Origin of the sequence: Lysinibacillus sp. NPDC092081 (assembly GCF_044755845.1) — a bacterium.
Lineage (GTDB): Bacteria > Bacillota > Bacilli > Bacillales_A > Planococcaceae > Lysinibacillus.
The window spans coordinates 1-24,935 of sequence record NZ_JBIVRU010000005.1; the positions used below are offsets into that span (position 1 = coordinate 1).

The window sequence follows — 24,935 nt, forward strand, 5'->3', positions numbered from 1 at the left end:
TTGTTTCTCGACAATTCAAGTATATATAAATCAGTGAATCTGTGCTTTTTTTATGCGCGAAATTGTATGAATACCCCAAGAAATATTATAGAACCCATAAAAAAGGGAGTCACCTTCAATTAGATGGCTCCCTTTCCAAATTCATGATTTATCCCGCATTAACGGGCAGTAATTTATCTGTACCGAAAGCGAAGCGTCAGGTACAAAACTCTCACCTTAAAATTCAACAAAAGCAAAGCAGTTAGGTGGGAGATTAACTGCCCGTAAATGCCCGATTGGTGAAGACTAATAATCAGTGGGGGATGAAGAAAACCCCCACTGATTAAAGTTTCACTTTATTTTTCGCCTTAAAAAGTCTCTTTCGACGTTCATACCAAATTACACAAATGATAAACCACGTATAACCCATACTCCATCCGGCCAATACATCTGAAGCAAAATGACGGGCTCCCGCAACTCGAGACAAACCAATAAGTACAGTTAGAACAATTGCCCCAAGCCAAAGCAATGTCTTACGTCCCTTGCTATTGTTCTCCGAAAAAATATAGGCTATTGTAAATAAATACAAGATGCCGGTCATAGCATGTCCAGATGGAAAGCTAAAGGAAGTTAATTGATCTTCAATCTCAGGTCTTGGTCGGTGTACCCATTTTTTCAATAATTGGTTAAGTACATTCCCACCTGCAATTGTTAACAAAACAAATAGTATACCTCGGTTATTTTTTACCTTCCATGCTAAATACACTATTAAGACTATAGCTACAGACACTACAAATGCCGGTTCACCTATATAGTGAAAAAATTCTATAAAACGATTACCGAAAAATAAATCAGCCATTTTTGTATCAAAAGTATTGATTAATTTACTTTGAAAAGTAACTCGTAACACAAAAAAGATAATGAGCGTTAATACCGCTAAAGGATAAGCCCATTTTTTCATATAATACCTCACCTCAAAACTATATGCTGTTATATTTTTCACATCATATCATATTTAAGTCAGTTAGAGGTGAATTTGCTTTTTAACCCGTGTAAAACTCCGAACGTAAAATTAAGCACAAGATTAATTGCCCGTAAATGCCCGATTGGTGAACTAACCCAATGTGCCCCCCCTTTCCTGGGGAATGACAAATGTTTTTACTTCTGCTTTATTAAAATAATTTGAAAGAGCTAATGCAACGATAAATAAAATTGCAACGATAGGTATTATTTTCCTAAACAAAATATACACTTCCTCATCTTCAGTCTGAATTATTTTAATAGTACTGGATCGAATAACCAATCCTTTGGCCCGAAGTTTTTATCCTTCTCTCCTCTTACCTCACGAGATATATTGTTTTTAATAATTAATTCTCTAAACTTTCTACTGAACAAAGTTTTTCGATATAAATATCTTCCGTCATGGCTCCATTCTGCTGAGAAGAATACATCATTTTTTATATTGGTTAAATCTTTACGCTTATAAATATCCGGACCATTGATTACTCCACTTAATCCGCAACGACATGGCGGTTGTTCTGTCGCAAAATACAATTTAACTCTTTCAGTGCTGCATTCTGGTAATACTTGTGTCGGAAAAATTTGAAAAGCTTTTTGCTTCCCTTCTTCCGGTCCTTGATGAATAACCTCTAAAAGTTCATAGCCTTTAATATCTTCTTGCTTCATTAAAGTCACTAATTTCTGTGAAGCAACCCAATATCCGCTCACATGTACTAGATGACGGTCTTTCATTTCTGTTGTATCTATCACTAATGGAGAAAGCTGCTCTTTTTCCATTAGTCCGCAATGCTGGCAATGGGTGCTTATAGAAAATAAAGTTCCTTTATCATCTATAAACATATCAGGTGAGTTACCTGTTGAGTTTAATGTGAACATTGGTGCTTGCTCATATTCGTAATCTGAAAAGTCAAAGTAAAAACGTTCACCGATTGAAACAATCCCTAATTCGTGTTCCAATGATTTATATAGTGCTGTTACATGTTCATATGTGACATCTTCATTTAATGTAAAAATAGGATTGAATGATGCCTTTAATTTTCTTTTTCTTATTTCAGGTGTACCGATAAAAATACCATAGCGATTATAAACTTTAATGACTTGATCTTGACTAGATTCATCTATAGAAAATAAATTTTCAAGTTCTACTTTCAAAATACACGCCTACCTTTATATAAAGTTTTATGGTGAAGTATGGTGACTAGCTAGTAACTTTAAATAAATCTACAATCTCTACTTTATTCATAGATAGTCAGGCTCTTATTTTAAACGAAATCTTATATAGTAATACTTACTATAGCAAATCTACTTAACCACGATTATCTTAAGCGTACCAGTACTTACACCGACATTTCAACGTTGGGTTTACGCCAATTTTTTGGCGGTCTTCGCCCCGATTTTTGGCGTGATTTGGCGGACATATAAAAAAAACCGCCAAAGTTTGGCGGTGTTACACGAAAAATATAGGTATTTAGAATAGGAATTTAGGTATAATTAACTAAGTTAAAATATAGTATTATAAAACCACCTAAACTCTCCCTTTTTATTGAAAAATATACCAACAAAAGTTAGTATAGCATACAGACAATCTATAGTAAATTCATTCTTTCTGCAAGATTTACAGCCTCTGTCCGTGAATCTACATTCAATAAAGAAAACAGCTGCGTTAAATATCTTTCAGTTGTTCGCTGAGGAATATTTAACTCAATAGCAATTGCTTTATTCGTATGTCCTTCTGCAATTAGTCTTAAAATTTTCTTTTCTTTTTCATTTAAGTGAATATCGAGTTTTGCATCTTGCAATTTAAATTTATTATCGAGAAAATCCAAGAAATTTTGAGGTAAAACAATTTCACCATTTGCAATGGCTCGAACAGTTCGTAAAATTTGTTCCTTAGATGCTGTTTTAGCTAAAATACCTTCTATTTTCCGTTCTAAAATAAGTGGATAATAATCAGTAATATCATCACCAGTATAAAGGATAATTGAAGCATTTGACTGGATAGCTTTAATGTTTCGTCCTAAATTAATGCCATTTTCTAACGGCATATTTATATCAATTAAGTAGATATCATATGGTTTGTTTTTAATTCTCTGTATGACATGAGTTGCATCACTTTCTGTATCAACTATAATATCTTCATTTTCTTGAAATAAATTTTTTGTTCCCTCTAACACAATAGGGTGATCATCCACTATGAGCATCGTAATCAAGTGTATCACTTCCTTCTTTTACTGTAATTCTAATAAACATTCCTTCATTAACCTGTGTATCGATGTAAAACTGCCCATTAAAGGCTTTTACACGCTCTTGCATACCTTGAATTCCCATCGAATCTGCGATAATAATATCATCAATATTACAGCCTACACCATCATCCTTATAGATGATTTCAAAACCATTGTCCATTTCCTGCAAATGAATTTCAACTGTTATTGCATTGGAGTGTTTTAAAGCATTGTTGAGTAATTCTTGAAATAATCGATAAATCATTAAATTCATACGCTCATCCTCTAAATAAAGACGATCTATCGTATAAATTAACACAAAACTAGATCTTTCTATTACTTTGCGAATGAGTTTTTCTAATGCAGCATTTAACCCTAGTGTATCTAATAATGGGGGCTTCAAATTTTCACAATAAGCTCTTAAATCATGTATAGATGTAACCATCTGTATGTGAATTTTCGCAAGTTTTTGCTGGATATTTGTTGTATCCTTCGCATTGACTAGGACATCAACCTCTCTGGCAATATGGAGCTGCTCTTGCAAATTTGTATCATGTAATTCTTGAGCTAATTGATATTTTTCCTCTTCAAACCTTAACCATAATAACTTGTTTAGCCAAGGTAATTGACTATCATCTGCTTGCCTCATATGCTTTAGTTCCTCTAACAGTTCTTCTACCATCTTTGTATTTTCAATAAAATTATTTACATATAATAAGAGCAATTCAAGCCATAGAAGCTCTTCATCTTTTAAATGAATCGAATTATTATGTCGCAATACTAAGGCTCTTTTATAATGAGCATCTTGATGGAGGAATGCTAGATAGACTTGGTCAAATTTTTTAATTTCCCCCAATTTTAAATCTTCCATTAACATTGGATTAATCGGAATACTTCCCTCAATCGTTGATTTAAATCGATTTGTGTCATAGTCATAAGTTAATACAAATACGTGTTCGAGCTCAAGATGCAAAGAAACCTCCTGAGCAAACCTCTCTAGAAGTTCATCTATTTTTATTGTTTTACCAATCTTATCTACCGCCGTATATAATTGATGTATATAATCCCCTTTTGTAGAAAATAAGATTTTTCGTTTTCGGTAATCGACCTTCTCTTTTATGTAAAAAAGAATAACTAACGATGTAAAGGTAAAAAATGAAACACCTGACATTACAGTCATTGTTAAATATTTTCCCGCAATCCAATACAAGCCAACCATAAACCACAAAGTAAATAACAATGAAAAGATTACATAATAACGTAATCTAGTAATATGGTATTCGATATCAAATAGCCGATCTGCTAATTGTGTAAAGATAAAGCTAAAAGGAATAAGCAATAAAAATAAAGAGCACATTTCAGCTGAAAGAATATACGTATCAAAAAAAATTTTAGGGAGTGAATATAAAAAAAGAAATGGCAGAAATGGTATCAATATACTACTTAACAATATTTTCAACTGAGGTGATTTATATTTGAAATAGCTTAGCAATAAAATACTAAGTATGGTAATAAGGAGAATGAAGAAAAGGAATAATACTACTTCAGAAAAAATAATATAAGAAGTAGGATAGAAAATACTAATACAGCCCAGTGAAAAAGCGATTACAGGGAATATATATAAGAATTTGATATTGTTTGTAAACAGCCAATTTATTTTTACAAATGAATAATAATCTCTTAAAAAATGTAATAATAAGACTAAACATAACACCATACAACTACGATTTACTATAATCCCAATTCCATTTATTCTAGTAGATACTCCACTGCTTACATAAGCTAATGAAACAGTTAGCATAAAAAGAATAAGTAAGTTAGTAAGCTTTGTATTTTTTTGATTAAAATGTAGATAGATAGTAATAAATAGAGTTAATAAATAATAACAAGCCGGAAATAGCAATATATAGTAAAATTGGTGAGGTATATCTAAATGTTTGATATGTATGTCTTTTATATCTCCATTTGGCTTCATTATTGTTATTTTATTTGCAGATATTATTTTAGATTTATATTTCAGCTGATTTAGATGATCCATTGGCACATCATCTACTCTTAAAATGACATCAGATGATGAAATGTTCTTCCATCCTGTCCAGTCTTTATTATAAGGTTGCGTTACTCCCCACTTGCCATTCTCTTTTTCTACCCCAATTTCTAATAACGGCCCACTATAATTCACATAATTCAGATAAATACCGATCACTAGATAGAGCATTATAGCGGGCCAAAACAACTTACTACTCAACGATTTTACACCCAAACTTCACTTTCCAGCTCTATTTCACTGTTAAACGCATCTAAAATTGCTTTTTGCTCTAAAGACGAGATTCCGATCAATGAAGCTTTTTGTGCTTTTAATAGAGCAACTAGGTTTGGGTTTTTTTCTAGATATTGAATTACATTCATCATACATATCTCTCCTCATTTCATTAGTTTTTTTAAGTAGTCTTTACCTACCTCATTTATAGCTACATTTTCAAGATTATTTAACGCTTTAAACTTGTAAACATTTTTCATAGTAATTGCATAACGTATCGCACCACCATTTGTCAACTCGTTTTCCATAGCATTATTATCTAAAAATGCATCTATATCATCATTATAATAGCTTACAACAGACTTTGAAACATCATTTTTCTGTGATAAAAGATAAATAATAGGCAATGAGTATCTTTTATTTAGCAAATCATTTTTAGGTCCCCAAGTTTTTAAACTTTGAATATCGTTTTTAATTTGTTGGATAATACCTATGTATCTCCCATACTCCTCAACCTCAGAAGATATCTCACCTTTTGCAAGCACTTCACCAATTAAGCAACCCATCGTTGTTAAAGAACCCGATTTTTGTTCAATCATTTGTATATATGATTGCTCATCTCTACAAGTATTAAGTAAATCTAGTTGCTGACCGTTTATACTTCGTAATGCATAATTCTCTAGTATTTGAATAGCAGTACTTTTGTGTTCAAAGGAAGTTTCACGTATAGTTCTAGAAGCCATAACTAGCATAGCTAAAGCAACATTTAATGATAGTTCAGGTGTTTTAGTCCAAATGTAGTCTGAATCCTTGTCCTGCAAGTCATCGATAATATCAAAAGATAAAATTAAAAGTTCGATAGCTGCAGCAACTTTATAGATGTCCTCGTTCAAACAATCTGTAAATGCTTCATAATGACAATAACATAGCTTACCAAATGAATAGCCAACTGCCTTTTTTTCTTCCTTAAAATTTTTTAGCATCGACCGTAGTTCCTGATCTATCGATGCTTCGTTCTCAATTAGAATAGCCAATGCCTCATTAATTTGTTCGTCAAGCCCCTTCAATAGTCCTCTCCTCCCTTTAGTTATGTTATTAAATAGTATACAGATTAATGGGAAATAATACTAGACACCGAAACTCAAAGGAAATATTTTACACGATGCCACTTCCACAAAATACCGCCAAAAAGTGGCGGTATTTGTGGAAAGCACGCCATTTCTTTATTTAGGAATAGTAAAATAAGTGGCGGTTTTATATTTTTGACCGCCATTTTTTGGCGTAAACTCAGCATTGAAATGGCGTCCTCACTGATGATACGCTTAAATAGGCTAAGATAAATTTGTATTCTCGAAACACTGGGAGTGATTGAAATGAAAAATGAAGTAAATGAAAACGTTTTAATACTTACAGTTAATTTTTCCTGTGCAATTTTTGTGTCTGAAGAAGAAATCACCATTAAAAAACCTTCGAAAGAACAACAATCTATTGAGCAAATAATTATTGATGCCGAGCAACAGGCTTTTCAAGAAACATTAGCAGCGTATAAAAGCAAATCTACATTTTCAAATTTTATTTGCAATATTCCTGGATTTGAGGATACTTTTCAGCAAAAGCTGGACAGTTTTATTGAACAATATGGAATAATTAGAGTATCTGAAGAAAGTCTGTCTATGTTACCTTTAGTAAGTCCATTTACCTCAGGATTAAACATACATACACCTATACTCTATAAGTCACCATGCTTTAGTATTATAAATGCTAGAGGCAATTGCTCTAACGCTTCATCAATTGGAAATACTGTTAAAATTGAAGAAACAGTCGGCTTACCTGTTTATCTTCATAAAATGGAAATGTCCTCTTTAGGGAAATTTACTGCTGTAAAGGAAGCAAATTGGGCACCCAAACAATCAACTGCCAATTTTACAGGGGTTTCCATTAGTGACAATGGTATTGCCTTTAATATTTCTACGGCATTTAATGCATGGAATAAAGCGTCCATTAAACATTAATACTAGACTGGGTATGGCACAGGTATAGATATGTGCCTCGCCCTTCTTCCTTAATGTTCTATATGCCAATTCAACAGTTCAGTTTCGCTTTGGCTTCTTTCTGTCACTCTTACTTCTATCCGCCGCATTGACTAACTATCATTTTATTTCTACGGGACTTTTATTTCTACGGGACAATATAAAGCTCCATGTTCTTTTCATAAAAAAGGTGCCTCAAATGAACTTTGAGACACCTCTAAAATATTATCCTTTTACATAATAAACTTCTTGTCCGCTTTCAATGATATGATCAGGCTTCGGTTTACCAGCATTTGCTTTATGACCAGCAATATGCTCCGGGCTCTTCTCCCAATTTTTCCATGCCTCTTCTGATTCCCAACGAACCACAATTAACACTTCCTCATCACCACGTCGTACTTTTTTCAAAAGAACTTGCTTATCGATAAATCCTGGCTGTTGTTCAAGCAATGATGGACCATCTTTTTGGGCGCCAAAACGCTCAACAACTTTATCCGAATTCCCTTCCGTAACGACAATACGTTTAATTTGTACAAACATATTATTTAAACACCTTTAGAACATCTTCAACTTTTTGAGTTTCAGAAGTTAAACCGCCACCAGATAAATACCAAACTTGTGGATCTAAATAAACGATTTTACCGTTTTTCGCAGCGTTAGTAGCACCAACGATTTCGTTTTCAATTGCAGCTTTTGTACCAGACTCACCTTCTGGATTTACAGCAGCATCACGGTCAACTACGAATAAAATATCTGGGTTTGTGTCACGTACATATTCAAATGATGCGTTAGCACCGTGTGTAGAAACTTCAATTTTTTCATCAGCAGCTTTTACACCATATACATCATGGATGACACCAAAGCGTGAACCAGGACCATATGCAGATAATGAACCTTCATTTGCTAAAACGATTAAAGCTTTTTCTTTAGCTGAAGCTGTTTTAGCTTTAACTTCTTCTACTTTTGATTCGTATGCAGCAAATGCATCAGCAGCTTCTTTTTCTTTACCAAAAATCTTACCAGCTAATTCTGTTTTTTCTTTAAATGATTCCATGAAATTTTGATCGTCTACACCTACAAATACAGTTGGTGCAATTTTAGATAATTCATCGTAAGCAGATGCTTGACGACCAGAGATGAAAATAATGTCTGGATTCATAGCAGAGATTGCTTCAAAATCAGGCTCTTTTAAAGAACCAACATTTACGTAATTTTTATCAGTATATTTGCTTAAGTAGTTAGGAACTGATTTTTGCGGTAGACCTGCAACTTTAACACCTAAAGCATCTAAAGTATCAAGGAAACCATAGTCGAATACAACAATATTTTCAGGCATTTTATCAAGAGTTACTTCTTTAAAAGTATCTTCACCCTCTTTGATAGCTGGGATTGTTAGTGGGTAAGCAGTAGCTTCTCCTTTTTGCTCTTCAGCAGACTTACTATCAGTTTTAGAATCTGTATCCTCTTTTTTAGTATCATCCTTTGAGCCGCAAGCAGCTAATACTAATAGCATCATTGCCATTAAAACAGTAAGTAATTTCCAATTCTTCATTGTAAAATTGCTCCTTTAAGATTTATTTTTTAGATGGACATTTCCATCTATTATTTTTTTAAGAGTTAAAATACACGCAAATGCGACAGCCGTCCTGTTCTTGAACAGGGATATCCATATCATAGATTTCCTTAAGCGCATCAGAGTTGATGATGTCATTTGTTGGACCGTCTTTGACAACACGTCCATTTTTTAATGCGACAATATGATCAGAGTATACGGAAGCAAAGTTAATATCATGTAATACGATGACAACTGTTTTCCCCAACTCATCAACGAGCTTCCGCAAAATTTTCATAATTTGCACAGAATGCTTCATGTCTAAATTGTTGAGCGGCTCATCAAGCAAAATATAGTCTGTGTCTTGTGCAATAACCATAGCGATAAATGCACGTTGACGTTGACCACCCGATAATTCATCCAAATAATTGTGCTGCATATCCTCTAAATTCATATATTGAATTGCTTCATCTATCTTTAGCTCATCCTCAGGCTTCAAATTTCCTTTTGAATAAGGGAAACGCCCAAATGAAACAAGCTCACGAATTGTTAGACGTACATTCATATAATTGGACTGTTTTAAAATGGATATTCGCTTCGCAAAATCATCCGATTTCCAACGACGTACATCTGATTTATCGAGTAATACTTCTCCAGTGTCTGCATTAAGTAAACGGCTTACCATTGAAAGCAATGTTGATTTACCTGCACCATTTGGTCCAATAAAAGACGTAATTTTCCCTGGTACAACGTCGACACTGACATCTTGAATGACCGGTTTTTTCCCAAAATACTTAGAGATTTCTTTTACTTGGATCATCCTGCTGACCTACTTTCCTTCAATAATAAGTAGATGAAGTACACACCACCTACGAAGTTTATAATAACGCTTAGTGTTGTATCGAAATTAAAAATACGTTCGACTATCCACTGTCCACCGACTAAAGCTACAATACTCATGACACAAGAACCTGCGATGATCACAGAGTGCTTGTACGTCTTGAAAAATTGATACGATAAATTTGCCACGATTAAGCCAAAGAACGTAATAGGCCCAACAAGAGCTGTAGAAACGGCAATTAACACCGAAGATAATATGAGCATTCGCTGTACAAGCTTGTCATATGGTACCCCTAGGTTAATTGCTGTATCACGTCCAAGCGACATTACGTCTAATTGGTTCATGTGACGCCAGCCATAAATAAAGGTAATGATGATGACAACAGCTGCAAGCCATACTAAATCTGAATTGACATTGTTGAAGCTTGCAAACATTTTACTTTGTAAGCTTAAAAACTCATTCGGGTCTATTAACACTTGGAAGAACGTCGTTACGCTTCCTAAAAATGTTCCGACAATCATACCGACAAGCAGCAAGAAATAAATCGGACGTTTTCCTTCTTTGAACAATACGCGATAAAAAATCACCGCAAAGACAACCATAGCTAAAACAGCTAGTAAGAAATTGTATTTTGCATTAATAACGAATATCGACATAGAGCCAAAAAAGTAAAAGATGAACGTTTGAACCATCATATATAATGCATCAAGTCCCATTACACTTGGCGTTAAAATACGGTTATGTGTAATCGTTTGGAAGACTACAGTTGAATAAGCAATCGCAATCCCTGTTAACGACATCGCTACCACTTTAATAAGGCGGCGTGGGAACGCATAATGATAGTTACCATTAAGTTCATAAAATACATACAGTAAGATAGAAATTACTGCAAGACCTAGTAAAATCAACATTTTTGTACGGTTACGCATATGCTTTCCCCCTAAACAACATAATTAGGAAGATCGCACTTCCGATGACCCCGACAGTCATACTAATCGGAATTTCATAAGGGAAAATCAGTACACGCCCTATAATGTCGCAGAATAATAAGAACGACATACCTAGTAATGCTGTATGAGGCAATGTCTTAGCAAGGTTATCCCCTTTGAACAGCGAAACTATATTTGGAATGATTAAACCAAGGAACGGTATCACACCAACTGTTAGCACCACCGTCGTCGAAATAAGTGCTACTAACACTAAACCTAAATTCACAACGAATTTATAGGAAAGACCAAGATTTTTTGCAAAATCCTCACCCATTCCCGCCACTGTGAAGCGGTTCGCATAAATGTAAGCTAAAATCAGCACGGGCACACTTATGTATAAAAGCTCATAACGACCTTTCATCATTAATGAGAAATCTCCCTGTAACCATGCAGAAATGTTTTGGATAATATCCGCCTTATACGCAAAGAACGTTGTAATTGATGAAAGGATATTCCCAAACATTAAGCCAATAAGCGGTATAAAGATCGCATCTTTAAACTTTATTCGATTTAATATTTGCATAAACAATAATGTGCCGGCTAAAGCAAATATGAAAGCGAAGGAAATTTTTTGAAAGTACGAGACATTTGTGAAAAACATCATCGAAATTAATATACCCAACTTTGTAGCATCTAACGTACCTGCTGTCGTTGGTGACACGAACTTATTCCTACTTAAGCTTTGCATAATTAAACCAGCAATACTCATACCTGCACCTGCTAACAAAATTGCTACAAGTCTCGGTATACGACTAATAAAAAATAGTCTAGTTTCTTCTGATTCGAAGTCTAATAGATCACTCGGTTTTATATCAACTACCCCGATAAATAGTGAAACTATAGACAGCACAACAGTTGCTGTTAAAAGATATCTTTTTTTCATTGTAATCCCCGGTAGATTCATTTTTGCTCGTAACGCTTATTGAAAATCATTATCATTACTCACGATTCTCATTATAAGTGTGTTTCCATTCTCAGTCAACCTTCCATTGAGAATTATTCTCGTTTTATTTGAGAATCATTAAAAAACGAGCATTTTCAACGAAATATTTACATGTTGTATTATTTCCGAAGTTAAATTTTCTGCATTTTTTTCGCAAACAAAAAGGTAATTGAGAATAAAATGCTAATTCCTTCTCAATTACCTTATCAATTAAGCTATTCGTCGAACGCCTTTTAGCCATGCAAAAATTATTAAAACGATTAATATAAAACCGACATATCCCATCACAGCATATAGCTTGGCTACAAGCGTCGTAAAACCAGCAAGACTTGCTAAAAAAGCCAAACTACCAATAAAAATGGCAGTTACCTTAAAACTGATCTTATTAGGTTTCGAAAATCTTACCATAAATGAATAGAACATCCCCACTGCTGTATTATAAATCATCCCTAATAAGGAAATGGACATCAGTAGACCGATTAGAGGATGAATTTCATTCGCTAAAGCTAGCATCGGTATTTCTACACCAACGATTACATTCATTTTTGCAAGAAGAGACAGGTTAATAAGTAGAATTAAAGCTCCAAGCAAAATCCCCCCAATTATGCCTCCCATCCCTGCAACTTTTTCATTGCGAATAGATCCACACATAACAGTTAAAAGCGAAAAACACACACCGATATTAAAAGACAAATACAGTAAAGCAGTAACCCACCAGCTTTTAGAACTTACTTGTGCTTGTCGTGCGATAACAGCTTGTTCGACAAAGGTTAAATCCATCGTGGCTAATGAATAGACAGCTATTATCGAGACAATTGCTAGCAGATAGGGTGTAGCTACAGCAATAACGTTTATAATACTTTTCACATCCATCATAACTGTCGCTATAGTAAGTACAATCATACAAATGCTCCCCAGCCAAACTGGTAGTCCAAACATTTGGTGAAACGTAGCACCTGCTCCCGCAAACATGATTACTGCAACACCGAATAAGAACAGCGACAGTAAATAATCCATCACAAAACCTACAGCATTACCTGAAATTTGATAAATTAAATCCTTGTGCGATGTCGTACGCAACCTTGAGCTAATTTGAGCAATGCACATTCCTACTAAAGCAAATCCAAATGTAGCAATAAGTGCACCATAAATTCCATGAAAGCCATAGCTCGTAAAATATAGTACGATTTCCTGTCCTGATGCAAATCCCGCACCGACGATAATTCCTACATAGGCACCACCGATTTGCAAACTTTTTTTCAATCAGTTCTCTCCCTGTTTATCCTATTATTGGGATCACCACCAAAACGTGTGGTTGATTTCCGTTCCGACTGGGCGCTTTCTTGGGGGCGTCCGATGAGCCGCTTGGGCCAACACGATGTTGGTCACGAAGGTGTTATCACAGGACGTGATGGTTTTAACCTTCGTTCCCCTATGTGCTCGCTCCAGGGTCTTGGGCCAACACGATGTCGGTCACGAAGGCGTTATCACAGGACGTGATGGTTTTAGCCTTCGTTCCTCTATTGCTAATCCCCAAGGAGTCGCCCAGCCTCCACTCCAATCAACTTATTTACATAATAGAAGTTTTACCAAAAGTCATTCACAACATTTGGTGATGAACCTATTATTGATAGACCTTCCTGCTGATTGTTAGCTTCTCAATCACCTTCATATTCGGTGTATAGCCAATCCCAATTGTTTGTGGCACACGAATATACCCATCTTCTACAATTACTTCAGGTGTAATGATATCCTCATACCAATAATGACTAGAGCCTGCAGTATCCCCGGGCAACACAAAATTAGAGAGCGACGTTAATGCAATATTATGTGCTCGTCCGATTCCTGCCTCTAACATACCGCCACACCAAACGGGAATATTATTTTCCTTACATAAATCATGAATTCTTCTTGCTTCTGTTAACCCACCTACACGTCCTATTTTTATATTAATAACACCACAACTACCAAGCTCTATCGCTTTTCGAGCATCTTCATAGGAGGTGATGCTTTCATCTAAGCAAATAGGCGTCTTTAACTTTCGCTGTAGCTTAGCATGATCGACAATATCATCGACAGCTAATGGCTGTTCAATCATTAATAAATTAAATGCATCAAGTTGCTGCAATACATCCATATCGCTCAATGAGTAAGCCGAATTAGCATCTACCATCAATGGCAAATCTGGCATTTCAGCTCGAATAGCACGAATAACATCTACATCATGGCCAGGCTTAATTTTCACTTTTACTCGTTTATATCCTTTATTTACATGACCTTTTAATAAATCAATTAATGCTTCTGTAGAAGATTGAATACCTACGCTAACACCTACCTCTATTTGCTCCTTATCTCCGCCTAACACTTGAGCAAGTGATTGTTTCGTTTGTTGAGCGTAAATATCCCATATAGCCCCTTCAATAGAGGACTTCGCCATGCAATTACGACGAATAGAGGAGAACAAAGCACTAACTTCATCTGGATGCCCAACCTCTTTATGTAACAAGATGGGGATTAAGTAGTCTTCAAGCATATGCCATGTTGTTTTTAATGTCTCCTCTGTATACCAAGGCGCTACAAAGGCAACAGCTTCTCCCCATCCTACAGTTCCTGATTGATCTATCGCTTCTATAAGTAAGAGTTCTTTTTCATCTATTGTGCCAAAACTCGTTGTAAACGGTGCTTTCATAGGCATTTTTATATGTCTAACTATAATCTGTTCTAGTTTCACAAGATTTCACTCCTTATCCTTATTATAAAGCTAATAAGGAGCGTCTGACTAATAGATAGCTATGAACATATTCCTTATTCTTTTTCATTCGAACAATGGCATAATTTTGTTCAAATAATGTCGTTAAAATAGTACGAACTTTAAAACGCCAGTCCTCTGCAAGTTTAGGACTCTCTACTTTCATCTTTTCTAAATATTGAGGAATGGGCAATAAATAGGCGTCATTATAATATAATTGCTCACGCTGAAATTCACCATCAATATCGAGCACTGGTAAGCCATCTACCGTTAAAGACCACGGTACAATTTCTTCAGCTTCTTCTTCCAGTTCATCCAAGGAATCCTCTACTCGATCGCTTTCAATCCACCATTCTACAACAATTCGATCTGACGGTAGCCCATCGTTAAAATCATCCTTGAGCGGACCATAATAATCATCTTCATACTGGAAACTAAAGGCATTGAGCTTCAAAAATGATAAATTAGCCATACATGCTTCTAGCGGATCAAATAGCCAAATTACAAGCTGAAACCCATGTTCTTTTGCATATTCCTGTTGGGCATGCTTTAATAATTCACCTACACCTTGTTCACGATATGTTTTCTCCACACCAATCATGTGTGAGTGTAAATACATTTTTCCATGTCGATAGCCAACAAAGCAGTAGTTAAAGCCAATCAACTTTTCGTCTAAATACGCACCAAGGGCTAATCCACCATTTTGTACAGCTGCTAACAATTGATGCGAAGGAATAGCCTGACTCCCCCAAATACTTTCGTTCAAAATTTGAACTTCTGCAATCTCTGTAGGTGTCATTATTTTTTGAATACGCACTCTCTCTAACATTATGCTGACCCCTCCTTTGTATTCCCCGACTCCAATGCTAACAATACCGCTCTTGTAAGGATTTCAACCCCCGTTACAAGCCTAGCCTGCTTAAATTTCATCTTCGGATGATGTAGTCCCGGTGTTAGCCCACACCCTAAACCTAACATCGTAGATTTTAAATGCGGGCGTTGAACAGCATAGTGATGAAAATCTTCTCCTCCAGGTGTATGAACTGGTTTCCTTAAATTCGACAACCCTGTTGCTTGCACGATCGCCTGCTCCATAAGATATTGAGCAGTTGGGTCTACCTCAGCAGCTACTATATTTGCTACTGTACGTAATTCAATCTGCACTTTATGCAAGACCTTGGAAGAATCAATCACCCTTTTTACTCCCTGTGCAAGTGCATCCATTACGTCATTTTGTTGAGCTCGTATATCAATGGTAAACGATGCACTTCCAGGAATAATATTGCCGGATTCTCCTCCTGCATGGAATTTAGTCATCTTAACTGATACAGGAATCATTGGATCTGTATGAATCGTTCTTAAATCTTCGATAATAGTTGCTCCTACTTCAATGGCATTCACGCCGAGATGCGGTCTTGCAGCATGGGCATCTTCTCCAATGATTTCTCCCTCAAGCAATCGAGAGGCTCCATGATGCAACGCGGCACAATAAGTACCGTCTTCAAGCTCATGGGCAGGTCTTACATGGACACCAAATAAAAAGTCTAAATCATCGATAATTCCTTCTTTTAAAACAGATAAAGCACCTGTTCCTTTTTCCTCAGCTGGTTGAAAAATCACACGAATTGTACCATTGAATGATGGAGCAAGCTCTTTCAAAAGTAATAGAGCCCCGATTGCCATCGTCATGTGTCCGTCATGACCACAGGAGTGATTCGCACGAAATTCACCATCTACTTCCTGCCATAACGCATCCATATCCGTACGCAAACCAACTTTAGGGTTACCATTTCCTACGTCAACATAAAGCCCTGTACTGTTTTTAAAACGTATTGGTGAAAAACCTTCACGTGTTAGTAAATCAAAAATATAATTTGTTGTTTCTACCTCATGCCAACTTATTTCTGGATTCGCGTGCAAATACGTGAAAATCTCCATTAATCTTGGCCTTAAACGACTCAAAGCTTCCTTCATAGCATCCAACCCCTTAAATTATCATACTATTAAGATTATTATAAATGAAAATGAAAACTTTTCTACACAGAAACGTCCCGCATTTAGCAAATTAACCATATGTTAAAACGTAGATACATGGCTCATAGCATAACGTGTGGTTGATTTCCGTTCCGGCTGGGCGCTTTCCTGGGGGCGTCGGGGCAACAGGATGTTGGTCACGAAGGCGTTTTCACAGGACGTGATGCTTTTAGCCTTGGTCCTCTATTGCTAATCCCCAAGGAGTCGCCCAACCTCCACTCCAATCAACTTCTTTACATAATATATGTTTTAACAAATGTCAGCCCCAACTAAGATAGGCCGAGTAAAAAAATACTTAAAGTCCCTTAGCATCATAAAAGTGGTTCTTCATTAATATTTGGATGCTATATAACGTTCTATCCGTCACTTTTGTTTCTACAGGTACAATATGAATGTTGCCAACCTTCTCTGTTTGTTAATTCAATTACTAATATCAAATGACCTTAATGCAAAAAAAAATGCAAGTAAAGTTATTTGAATAACTTTACTTGCATCCTTTGATTAATTAATACCTCGCATTGCTTTTGAAATAATTGGCGAAAGTACTAATATTATTATCCCTAAAACAATTGATAATGAGCCTAAGAAACCGAAGTATGTGAATTCACTTACCACTTCATAGACTTTTACAAGTTGTGCGTTGATTGCTTGCGCTGCTGCACTTGTTAAAAACCAAAGTGACATCGTTTGTGCAGCAAAAGCCTTTGGAGCCAATTTTGTAGTAGCTGATAAACCTACTGGCGATAATAATAACTCCCCAACTACAACTAAAAAGAATGATATTACTAACCACCATGGACTTACTAAATCTTTACCACCAGATAAATACGCTGGAAGCATCATTACTATGAATGACAATCCTGCAAAGAATAATGCATAAGCAAATTTACGCGGTGTAGATGGTTGCTTATCTCCCCACTTCAACCATAACATGGCAAATAATGGAGCCATTGTAACAACGAATAAAGGGTTTAACGATTGGAACCAAGAAGATTGAATATGGAAACCACCAATATCCAATCGTGTACGACCATCTGCAAACGTTGCTAAAATAGTTGCCCCTTGTTCTTGGATTGCCCAAAACATTACAGCTGATATAAACAAAGGAATATAAGCGAGCACTCGAGACTTCTCGTCCTTCGTTGTTTTCTCACTGCGATACATATAAATAAAGAACACTGTTGGAATTACAATACCTAGCGTCGTAATAATTAAACTAAAAACATTCATTGTTAGTACGCCAGTTTTAATACCAATTGCCCCAGCAATAATAATAAGTAAAGCTATAATCCCAAATCGAGTAAAGACTTTTTTACGTTCTTCAGGTAGTAACGGGTTGTTTACCTGCAACCCTGCTTTCCCTAAATATTTTTTCTCTGTTAATTTATAAATAATTAAACCAATAAACATTCCGATCCCTGCTAGACCAAAGCCTAGATGGAAATTATACTTTTGTCCAATTGTTCCGACAATTAAAGGTGCAAGGAATGATCCCATATTAATACCCATATAGAAAATTGAAAAACCTGCATCACGGCGACTATCTGTTTCAGCATACATATCTCCGACAATGCTTGAAATGTTCGGTTTTAATAAGCCTGTCCCAATAACAATAAAGAACATCGAAACAAATAACATGCTTACGCCACCAGGTAACGCTAGCAGGAAATGCCCAAACATAATGAATACGCCACCATAGAAAATGGTTCTACGTGTACCTAGTATTCGGTCAGCAATCCAACCACCGAGAATCCCTGACATGTAAACCATTGATCCGTAGATGGCCATAATGGAGTTCGCTGTTCCACGATCTAGGCCTAAGCCGCCTTCATGCAATTCATAATACATAAAGAAAATCAGAATTGCTCGCATACCGTAGTATGAGAATCGTTCCCAAAATTCAGTGAAAAATAATGTAAAGAGCCCTTTAGGGTGTCCGACAAAGCCTTGTTGAGGGACGGATTTTACAATTTCATCTTTAGTAGACATAAAAATATCCTCTCCCGATTTCATTATTCAATAATATTATTATTACCCAATTGTAAGGATAAAAACTTTATTTCATCATACTAAAGCGTTTTCAAAACTTTTTCAAGAGTTTTAAAAAATGTTGGAATCTTACACCTTTTCTTTAAATTCAGAATGATTTCCATGGAATTTTACCAAACCTGTTGATATTCCTGAGTTTTCTTACTATTGAATATCTACTAAATTATTAACCAACGCTAAATTATTCTAAAATATTTTATAATCAAATTATTTACTTTTTTTACAAATAAGCTAGTATTATCTATAATTTCATTCACAGCGATACAAATTCGCTTTTTCGATCACAAAAAAGCACGCAGAAACACGAAGTGCTTCTAGCATGCTTTTAAAACAATGACGTTTATTGATTATTTAATTACATATTGTTGGAATTTTGCATAATCCGCTTCTTTTAACTCTAGCGTTAGCAGTGTACCATTTTCTTCATATGCTGTTTCATCGACAGAGGCATGTTCATTTAAATAAGAGACGATATTCCCCTGTTCATACGGTATGAGCATTTTACATGTTACATAATCAGAGAAAATATGCTGACGTATCATTTGCAATAATTCCTCTAATCCAATCCCTTGCTTCGCAGAAATCCAAATATTATCACCGCTAATAACAGGATAAGGAACGTTTGCTATATCCGCTTTATTATACACATAAATTGTTGGAATCCCTTCAACGCCCACTGCCTTAAGCGTTTCATTTGTTACTTCCATCATAAAGCCGTGCTCAGAATTGGAAACATCCACAACATGGAGTAATAAGTCGGCATCACGAGCCTCTTCCAATGTTGAGCGGAATGCCTTCACTAGATGATGCGGTAATTTGCTAACGAAACCAACTGTATCTGTTAATAGAAATGTCTTTTTATCAGGTAATTCTATTTGACGGACGGATGTTTCAAGTGTGGCAAAAAGCATGTCCTTCTCAAACACTTGTTTATGATCTTCTTGTCCTATTTTCGAAAGTAGCTGATTCATAATAGTTGACTTACCAGCATTCGTATAGCCGACAATAGAAACGACAGGGACGGCATTTTTACGTCGTTGTTTACGCTGCGTCTCTCGTTGCTCCTTTACATGCTCTAGGTCCTTCTTTATTTTCGCAATCTGATCCTCAATTTTCCGACGGTCTAGCTCGAGCTTTGTCTCACCGGCACCACGGTTTTTAAATCCACCACCAGTGCCGCCACCTTGACGACTGAGAGAAGCATGCAAGCCAACCAAACGAGGTAGCATATATTGCAATTGTGCTAACTCAACTTGCATCTGTGCTTCACTTGTTTTAGCACGACGTCCAAAAATATCTAAAATCAACATCGTTCTATCAATAACCTTCGTCTCTAAATCGCGCTCTAAATTACGGATTTGCGAAGGTGATAATTCATCATTAAAAATCACTAAATTTGCTTGTACTTCGTCATAAAAGTTTTTTATTTCTTCAATTTTCCCTGTTCCAACATAATGAGATGGCGTAACTCGCTCTAAATTTTGTGTGACAATGCCGGCAACTTCAACATTTAAAGCTTCAGCTAAATTTTTTAGCTCCTCTATTGAATAATCAAAATGCTCATCATTCCGTAAATTTACGCCAACTAAAATAGCTTTTTCCAACAATATATCTACTTCTTTAATTCTATCCATCCACAAACCTCCCACCAATGCCTTGTTGCTACTACGACAAATTTTCTTCATCTTACCATATAATGTCCTAATCCGTGTCGTTTAACATGTATATCGAAAAAAATGCGCCTTCTTTGCAAAAGGCGCACTTCATTCATTTACTTACGTTCTTCTTTTAACAATACTTCAGTACGATTGAATTCGTCTTCAATATCTTTATTCGGCCTATATGTCAAAATACTGACAATAACCGCAACGATTAAGCATACTATGAAGCCTGGTACAATCTCATATAAGGTATCAGCTAAGAATTTTATTTTCCCCCAAACAAAAGCAGTTGCAGCACCAGCTACCATCCCACTAAGCGCTCCGTAATTCGTTAATTTCCTCCAATACAGTGACAGCAATATTACAGGACCGAACGCTGCACCGAAGCCAGCCCAAGCAAAGCCCACTAAGTCTAAAACAGACCTATCTGGATTCCATGCTAAAATCCCTGCGACAATCGCTACTACTAAAACAGCAACACGGCCAATAAAAACATAATGCTTATCATCTGCTGTTTTATTAAATAAAGCTTTATAAATGTCTTCTACAAGCGCAGACGAAGTAACAATTAATTGAGATGAAATTGTACTCATTACTGCGGCTAAAATGGCAGCAAGCATTATACCTGCAATAAATGGATGGAATAAGATTTGGCCAAGTACAATAAATACAGTCTCAGCGTCCTTTAACTCTCCTGCATTTTGCTCATAATAAGCCACACCTACTAAAGCTGTTGCAATCGCTCCGAATAAACTTAACATCATCCAGCCAATACCGATACGACGAGCTTGCTTTGTTTCTTTTACTGAGCTAATAGCCATAAAGCGCACGATAATATGTGGCTGTCCAAAATAACCTAGTCCCCATGCAAGTGATGAAATAATTACTGCAGCTGTTGCATTAGAAGATAATAAGCTCAGGTGTTCAGGATTTACAGCTTTAATGGATGCTATTGTGTCTCCAATTCCACCTGTTAGAAACAATCCAAATAACGGTACTGTAATAAGTGCTAAAAACATAATAAGTCCCTGTAAAAAGTCTGTATAACTAACTGCTAAAAATCCTCCAAATAATGTGTATGCCACAACTACAGCAGATACAATTAATAAGCCAGTATGGTATTCATAGCCAAATGAGCTATCAAAAAACTTGCCCCCCGCAACCATTCCTGAAGAAACATAAAATGTAAAGAAGATTAAAATAATTATACCTGACGCAATTCTTATTAGTTTTGTGTTGTCACGTAAACGATTATCTAAATAACTCGGAATAGTAATTGAGTCATTAGCAACTTGTGTATATACACGTAGCCTTGGTGCTACAAGTAGCCAATTCAAATATGCGCCAATTGTTAAACCAATAGCGATCCAAGCCTTGGAAAGTCCAGCTAAATAGATTGCACCGGGTAGACCCATTAACAGCCAGCCAGACATATCTGCTGCACCTGCGCTCAGCGCTGTGACTGCAGGGCCTAGCGAACGACCACCAAGCATGTAATCCGTTAAATTCGATGTTTTAACAAATGCATACCAACCGATTCCTAGCATGGCGATCATATAAATGATAATCGCAAGTAATTGATACATGTTTTCAGACATATTTTTCCCCCTATTTCCCCTTTGGTCTTTTTTTATCAATTATGCCTCGGCATAATTACGTCCAGAATTGGCTTGTGCAAGCATAAAGCCGATTCCGTGACATTCGCCGGAAGCTTTGGGCCAACGTGATGTTGGTCACTTAATTATTGCCAGGACGTGGCGTTCTTAGACTGAGTTCCTCTATTACAGCGGATGCTTGGACACCCGCTGTAAGAAGTTAAAATGTCAGTATAATTAAAATACCACAAATATACAAAATAACCTATAAATATTCAAAAAGTGAATTCTGAAATTTATACAGCATCGCATTTCATAATGTGTGTTAAACTAGTGCCATCTATAACACGATAAAGAAGGCGAAATGTATGACATTTGAAGAAATGAAAGCTCATCTTATGGAGCGGATTTTACAACAGCAACTCGTTACTGCTACGATCAGTCAACCACGTATGAAATCAAACGAAGTAAAACGTATAAAGCTAAAACCTTTATTACTAAAGGATGCTTACCACATCCAAGTTGAATATCAATTTGAACGTATTTTAAAACATGAAAATGTTCTATTAGAAAATTTTAGTGAGAAGCTAGAAGCATTTTTTAACGAATACCGTCAAGCACATATTGATTTCATTGATGAAAAAATACAAGTACAGCTATCAAAAAAGAACAAAGTACTATGGAAATCTGATAAATCCTCAGCACCAAAGCAAGTCAATTTAACACATAATCGCAAGAAAAACCATTTATTGGCAGAGGATAAGCCATACCCATTTTTAATTCGTCTTGGCGTACAAACAGAAGAAGGAAAAATAAAAAAACAAAAATACGATAAATTTAAACAAATCAACCGCTTCATCGAATTTATTGATGATGCATTAACCTATTTACCAAAAGATCGTCAGGTTCGTATTTTAGATTTTGGTTCAGGCAAATCCTATTTAACATTCGCCCTATACCATTATTTAAAAATCGAAAAAGGCTTAGACATTCGTGTCACTGGTTTGGATTTAAAAAAGGAAGTCATTGAAGAATGCTCACGAATTGCACAGGATTTAGGCTATGAGCAACTCGAATTTCTAGTAGGAGATATTAATGATTATAATGAGGAGTCTGCAGTAGACATGGTGGTGACGCTACACGCTTGTGATGTTGCCACTGATATGGCATTAGCCCGCGCTGTAAAATGGGGAGCAAGCGTTATTTTAAGTGTCCCTTGTTGCCAGCATGAGTTAAATCGCCAGCTTAACACACCAGCACTTGATATCATGCTTCAGCACGGTCTCGTCCGTGAACGTTTTGCAGCGCTCGCAACGGATGCAATCCGAGCAGAAATTTTATCACTTGTTGGCTATGAGGCACAATTGCTAGAGTTTATTGATATGGAAAATACACCAAAAAACATTTTAATACGAGCCTATCATACAGGTAAAAAGCCGAGCTCTGAACAGCGCGCTAACTATGATGCGTTTTTAAAGTTGCTAAATGCCCAGCCGTTTTTAGCGAATGAGTTACAAGCTTACTTATAAAATTCGCTGTATTTATGGTCGTAGCGCAGGTATTCGCTCTCCTTCCGGGGATATTTTATGGCGTAGCGCGGGTATTCGTCTTCCTTCCGCGGGTATTTCTGAATTTGCTTAATCAAATTTAAAGGGCGGTCCAATAAACTTTTGGACCGCCCTTTCTATTATAGTTCTTGTCGTAATGCTTGAATAACGTCAATTTTTGTTGCCTTACGCGCTGGACGATAGCCTGAAACCATCGCTACCCCAATACTAATCGCTGATGCAATAAGCACAAGCTGCCAAGGAATAAGTGAAAATGTAATTTCATTTCTACTAAATGCATCTTCACCTGTTGCTGCTTTTAAAATTAAAGGCAATGTAGCATTTGCTACAAAGCTAATACCATATGAAATAGCTACAGCTATCAAAGTACCAATAATACCAATGAACGTACTTTCCATTAAGAACAATCGTTGAATAAGCTTTGGACTTGCTCCAATCGCCTTTAAAACACCGATTTCACGAGTACGCTCTGTAACTGCCATTGTCATTGTATTGAAAATGCCAATCGAGGCGATCAAGACAGCAATTGTTCCTACAAATATTAAACCGATTTTTAAAACTAGGAAAAATACATTCATTTTATCCAATTGCTCAGTAACTGAATAAACGCTATAGCCTTTGTCTTTTAGTTTGTCTAGTATCGGTTTTACATTTTCCATGCTATCAGCAAAAATATTGAACTCCGAATAAAACATTTCATCCTCTTTATCATAACCTGTAGCTACTAAATTTGTAGTTAGCATTGGCTTTTGCTCTACATCCATATAAACTGACCTATTGATCATCCAATCATAGGAAGGCTTCTTCATTATACCGACAATCGTATATTTCATTTTCTCTGTCTCTTCTGCCCCCTCAGTATGGGGCAATAATGATAATTCGATCTCTTTACCAATTAATGAGTCCTTATAACCTTCTTCACTACCATCATAATATGTGCCTTCTGATTCAGCTTTTTTACTCTTTTCTTCTATAATTTTGCGCTCAGCATCATTTACTAATGTTTGAGCAAAATGATAACCTACAACAATTTCGTTTGGTTTTGTTGGATACTTACCTTTCTCAAGCTTGCCATTTACTTGCTCAAAATCGTGCATATTAGTAACGTATAAATCAGATTCCGTATCACGGTCCTCAAAAAATGAATGTGCAGATGCATTGACATTAATTGTTTCGAGTACTGTTTCCACATGCTCTATACCTTTTATTTCGTGAATTTGCTCCTCTGTAAATTGACCATTACCAAGCACTTGAATTTTCGTAACTTTTTCATTCGATAATATTTCATTACGTAAGGAATCCTGCAGCCCAAACCCAACTGATGCTAGTACAATCAAAAACGCACAGCCCATTGTTGCCGCTAGTACTGTCATAAACACACGTACTTTATTTTTCTTTATATGTTGTGTAACAAAATCTAATTGATCTTTCAATAACATG

21 protein-coding genes are annotated in these 24,935 nt (G+C 36.0%); 2 read left to right on the forward strand and 19 right to left on the reverse strand.

All coding sequences use genetic code 11. The features are described from left to right. Positions 1–322: 322 nt before the first annotated feature. The 6 genes from ACIQLB_RS10200 to ACIQLB_RS10225 form a co-directional block, all read right to left on the reverse strand. Positions 323–940 carry a phosphatase PAP2 family protein gene (locus ACIQLB_RS10200; protein WP_400724697.1) on the reverse strand — a complete coding sequence of 206 codons (618 nt, stop codon included), beginning with the start codon at positions 938–940 and terminating at the stop codon, positions 323–325. 311 nt (positions 941–1,251) lie between these two features. Next, entirely contained in the window at positions 1,252–2,151 is a 900-nt protein-coding gene (locus ACIQLB_RS10205) for a hypothetical protein (RefSeq protein ID WP_400724700.1), read from the reverse strand. A 434-nt stretch (positions 2,152–2,585) separates the two neighbouring features. Further along, positions 2,586–3,200, reverse strand: coding sequence for a response regulator (locus ACIQLB_RS10210; protein ID WP_232733125.1), 615 nt, complete (start codon positions 3,198–3,200; stop codon positions 2,586–2,588). Further along, a complete protein-coding gene (locus ACIQLB_RS10215) occupies positions 3,184–5,442 on the reverse strand; it encodes a sensor histidine kinase (RefSeq protein ID WP_400725320.1) in 2,259 nt (752 codons plus the stop codon). The genes ACIQLB_RS10210 and ACIQLB_RS10215 overlap by 17 nt, the downstream gene beginning before the upstream one ends. Before the next feature lie 35 nt (positions 5,443–5,477). Further along, positions 5,478–5,636 carry a competence pheromone ComX gene (gene comX, locus ACIQLB_RS10220; protein WP_400724703.1) on the reverse strand — a complete coding sequence of 53 codons (159 nt, stop codon included), beginning with the start codon at positions 5,634–5,636 and terminating at the stop codon, positions 5,478–5,480. A gap of 12 nt (positions 5,637–5,648) precedes the next feature. Then, complete coding sequence (locus ACIQLB_RS10225; protein WP_400724706.1) at positions 5,649–6,551, reverse strand: polyprenyl synthetase family protein; 903 nt, start codon at positions 6,549–6,551, stop codon at positions 5,649–5,651. Positions 6,552–6,857: 306 nt separating this feature from the next. On the opposite strand from ACIQLB_RS10225, the gene ACIQLB_RS10230 reads away from it, so the two are divergent. Continuing rightward, positions 6,858–7,496 carry a hypothetical protein gene (locus ACIQLB_RS10230; RefSeq protein ID WP_400724709.1) on the forward strand — a complete coding sequence of 213 codons (639 nt, stop codon included), beginning with the start codon at positions 6,858–6,860 and terminating at the stop codon, positions 7,494–7,496. Between the two features lie 243 nt (positions 7,497–7,739). Here the strand turns inward: ACIQLB_RS10230 and ACIQLB_RS10235 are convergent, their stop codons facing one another. From ACIQLB_RS10235 to putP, 12 genes are all read right to left on the reverse strand, one after another. Beyond that, complete coding sequence (locus ACIQLB_RS10235; RefSeq protein ID WP_400724712.1) at positions 7,740–8,054, reverse strand: antibiotic biosynthesis monooxygenase family protein; 315 nt, start codon at positions 8,052–8,054, stop codon at positions 7,740–7,742. A 1-nt stretch (position 8,055) separates the two neighbouring features. Continuing rightward, positions 8,056–9,066: a siderophore ABC transporter substrate-binding protein gene (locus ACIQLB_RS10240; RefSeq protein ID WP_400724715.1), complete on the reverse strand. Its 1,011-nt coding sequence runs from the start codon at positions 9,064–9,066 to the stop codon at positions 8,056–8,058. Positions 9,067–9,124: 58 nt separating this feature from the next. Further along, a complete protein-coding gene (locus tag ACIQLB_RS10245) occupies positions 9,125–9,886 on the reverse strand; it encodes an iron ABC transporter ATP-binding protein (protein ID WP_400724718.1) in 762 nt (253 codons plus the stop codon). Then, positions 9,883–10,836, reverse strand: a complete 954-nt coding sequence (locus ACIQLB_RS10250) for an iron chelate uptake ABC transporter family permease subunit (protein ID WP_400724721.1) — start codon at positions 10,834–10,836, stop codon at positions 9,883–9,885. The genes ACIQLB_RS10245 and ACIQLB_RS10250 overlap by 4 nt, the downstream gene beginning before the upstream one ends. Next, positions 10,829–11,779 (reverse strand): ABC transporter permease, encoded by a 951-nt coding sequence (locus tag ACIQLB_RS10255; RefSeq protein WP_370080044.1) that lies wholly within the window; start codon positions 11,777–11,779, stop codon positions 10,829–10,831. The genes ACIQLB_RS10250 and ACIQLB_RS10255 overlap by 8 nt, the downstream gene beginning before the upstream one ends. A gap of 270 nt (positions 11,780–12,049) precedes the next feature. Next, complete coding sequence (locus ACIQLB_RS10260) at positions 12,050–13,102, reverse strand: YkvI family membrane protein (protein WP_400724724.1); 1,053 nt, start codon at positions 13,100–13,102, stop codon at positions 12,050–12,052. A gap of 361 nt (positions 13,103–13,463) precedes the next feature. Continuing rightward, a complete protein-coding gene (menC, locus tag ACIQLB_RS10265) occupies positions 13,464–14,570 on the reverse strand; it encodes an o-succinylbenzoate synthase (RefSeq protein WP_400724727.1) in 1,107 nt (368 codons plus the stop codon). A 22-nt stretch (positions 14,571–14,592) separates the two neighbouring features. Then, positions 14,593–15,417, reverse strand: coding sequence for a GNAT family N-acetyltransferase (locus ACIQLB_RS10270; RefSeq protein ID WP_400724730.1), 825 nt, complete (start codon positions 15,415–15,417; stop codon positions 14,593–14,595). Further along, positions 15,417–16,562 (reverse strand): M20 peptidase aminoacylase family protein, encoded by a 1,146-nt coding sequence (locus tag ACIQLB_RS10275; protein ID WP_400724733.1) that lies wholly within the window; start codon positions 16,560–16,562, stop codon positions 15,417–15,419. The genes ACIQLB_RS10270 and ACIQLB_RS10275 overlap by 1 nt, the downstream gene beginning before the upstream one ends. 561 nt (positions 16,563–17,123) lie before the next feature. After that, positions 17,124–18,611 (reverse strand): peptide MFS transporter, encoded by a 1,488-nt coding sequence (locus tag ACIQLB_RS10280; RefSeq protein ID WP_400724736.1) that lies wholly within the window; start codon positions 18,609–18,611, stop codon positions 17,124–17,126. Positions 18,612–19,018: 407 nt separating this feature from the next. Further along, the gene (gene hflX, locus ACIQLB_RS10285) at positions 19,019–20,305 is read right to left on the reverse strand and encodes a GTPase HflX (protein WP_400724739.1); all 1,287 of its coding nucleotides are present in this window, start codon (positions 20,303–20,305) and stop codon (positions 19,019–19,021) included. Positions 20,306–20,442: 137 nt separating this feature from the next. Beyond that, positions 20,443–21,930: a sodium/proline symporter PutP gene (putP, locus tag ACIQLB_RS10290; RefSeq protein ID WP_400724742.1), complete on the reverse strand. Its 1,488-nt coding sequence runs from the start codon at positions 21,928–21,930 to the stop codon at positions 20,443–20,445. Positions 21,931–22,295: 365 nt separating this feature from the next. On the opposite strand from putP, the gene ACIQLB_RS10295 reads away from it, so the two are divergent. Next, entirely contained in the window at positions 22,296–23,456 is a 1,161-nt protein-coding gene (locus tag ACIQLB_RS10295) for a class I SAM-dependent methyltransferase (protein ID WP_400724745.1), read from the forward strand. Positions 23,457–23,614: 158 nt separating this feature from the next. On the opposite strand, the gene ACIQLB_RS10300 is transcribed toward ACIQLB_RS10295, so the two are convergent. After that, a complete protein-coding gene (locus ACIQLB_RS10300; protein ID WP_400724748.1) occupies positions 23,615–24,934 on the reverse strand; it encodes an ABC transporter permease in 1,320 nt (439 codons plus the stop codon). Position 24,935 lies beyond the last annotated feature (1 nt).

Bases quoted from the DNA above. Each gene is read 5' to 3' on its own strand.
- ACIQLB_RS10200 (WP_400724697.1), bottom strand. From the start codon at position 940: ATGAAAAAATGGGCTTATCCTTTAGCGGTATTAACGCTCATTATCTTT.
- ACIQLB_RS10210 (WP_232733125.1), bottom strand. From the start codon at position 3,200: ATGCTCATAGTGGATGATCACCCTATTGTGTTAGAGGGAACAAAAAAT.
- ACIQLB_RS10215 (WP_400725320.1), bottom strand. From the start codon at position 5,442: ATGCTCTATCTAGTGATCGGTATTTATCTGAATTATGTGAATTATAGT.
- comX (WP_400724703.1), bottom strand. From the start codon at position 5,636: ATGATGAATGTAATTCAATATCTAGAAAAAAACCCAAACCTAGTTGCT.
- ACIQLB_RS10230 (WP_400724709.1), top strand. From the start codon at position 6,858: ATGAAAAATGAAGTAAATGAAAACGTTTTAATACTTACAGTTAATTTT.
- ACIQLB_RS10235 (WP_400724712.1), bottom strand. From the start codon at position 8,054: ATGTTTGTACAAATTAAACGTATTGTCGTTACGGAAGGGAATTCGGAT.
- ACIQLB_RS10240 (WP_400724715.1), bottom strand. From the start codon at position 9,066: ATGAAGAATTGGAAATTACTTACTGTTTTAATGGCAATGATGCTATTA.
- ACIQLB_RS10245 (WP_400724718.1), bottom strand. From the start codon at position 9,886: ATGATCCAAGTAAAAGAAATCTCTAAGTATTTTGGGAAAAAACCGGTC.
- ACIQLB_RS10250 (WP_400724721.1), bottom strand. From the start codon at position 10,836: ATGCGTAACCGTACAAAAATGTTGATTTTACTAGGTCTTGCAGTAATT.
- ACIQLB_RS10255 (WP_370080044.1), bottom strand. From the start codon at position 11,779: ATGAAAAAAAGATATCTTTTAACAGCAACTGTTGTGCTGTCTATAGTT.
- ACIQLB_RS10270 (WP_400724730.1), bottom strand. From the start codon at position 15,417: ATGTTAGAGAGAGTGCGTATTCAAAAAATAATGACACCTACAGAGATT.
- ACIQLB_RS10275 (WP_400724733.1), bottom strand. From the start codon at position 16,562: ATGAAGGAAGCTTTGAGTCGTTTAAGGCCAAGATTAATGGAGATTTTC.
- ACIQLB_RS10280 (WP_400724736.1), bottom strand. From the start codon at position 18,611: ATGTCTACTAAAGATGAAATTGTAAAATCCGTCCCTCAACAAGGCTTT.
- hflX (WP_400724739.1), bottom strand. From the start codon at position 20,305: ATGGATAGAATTAAAGAAGTAGATATATTGTTGGAAAAAGCTATTTTA.
- putP (WP_400724742.1), bottom strand. From the start codon at position 21,930: ATGTCTGAAAACATGTATCAATTACTTGCGATTATCATTTATATGATC.
- ACIQLB_RS10295 (WP_400724745.1), top strand. From the start codon at position 22,296: ATGACATTTGAAGAAATGAAAGCTCATCTTATGGAGCGGATTTTACAA.
- ACIQLB_RS10300 (WP_400724748.1), bottom strand. From the start codon at position 24,934: ATGTTATTGAAAGATCAATTAGATTTTGTTACACAACATATAAAGAAA.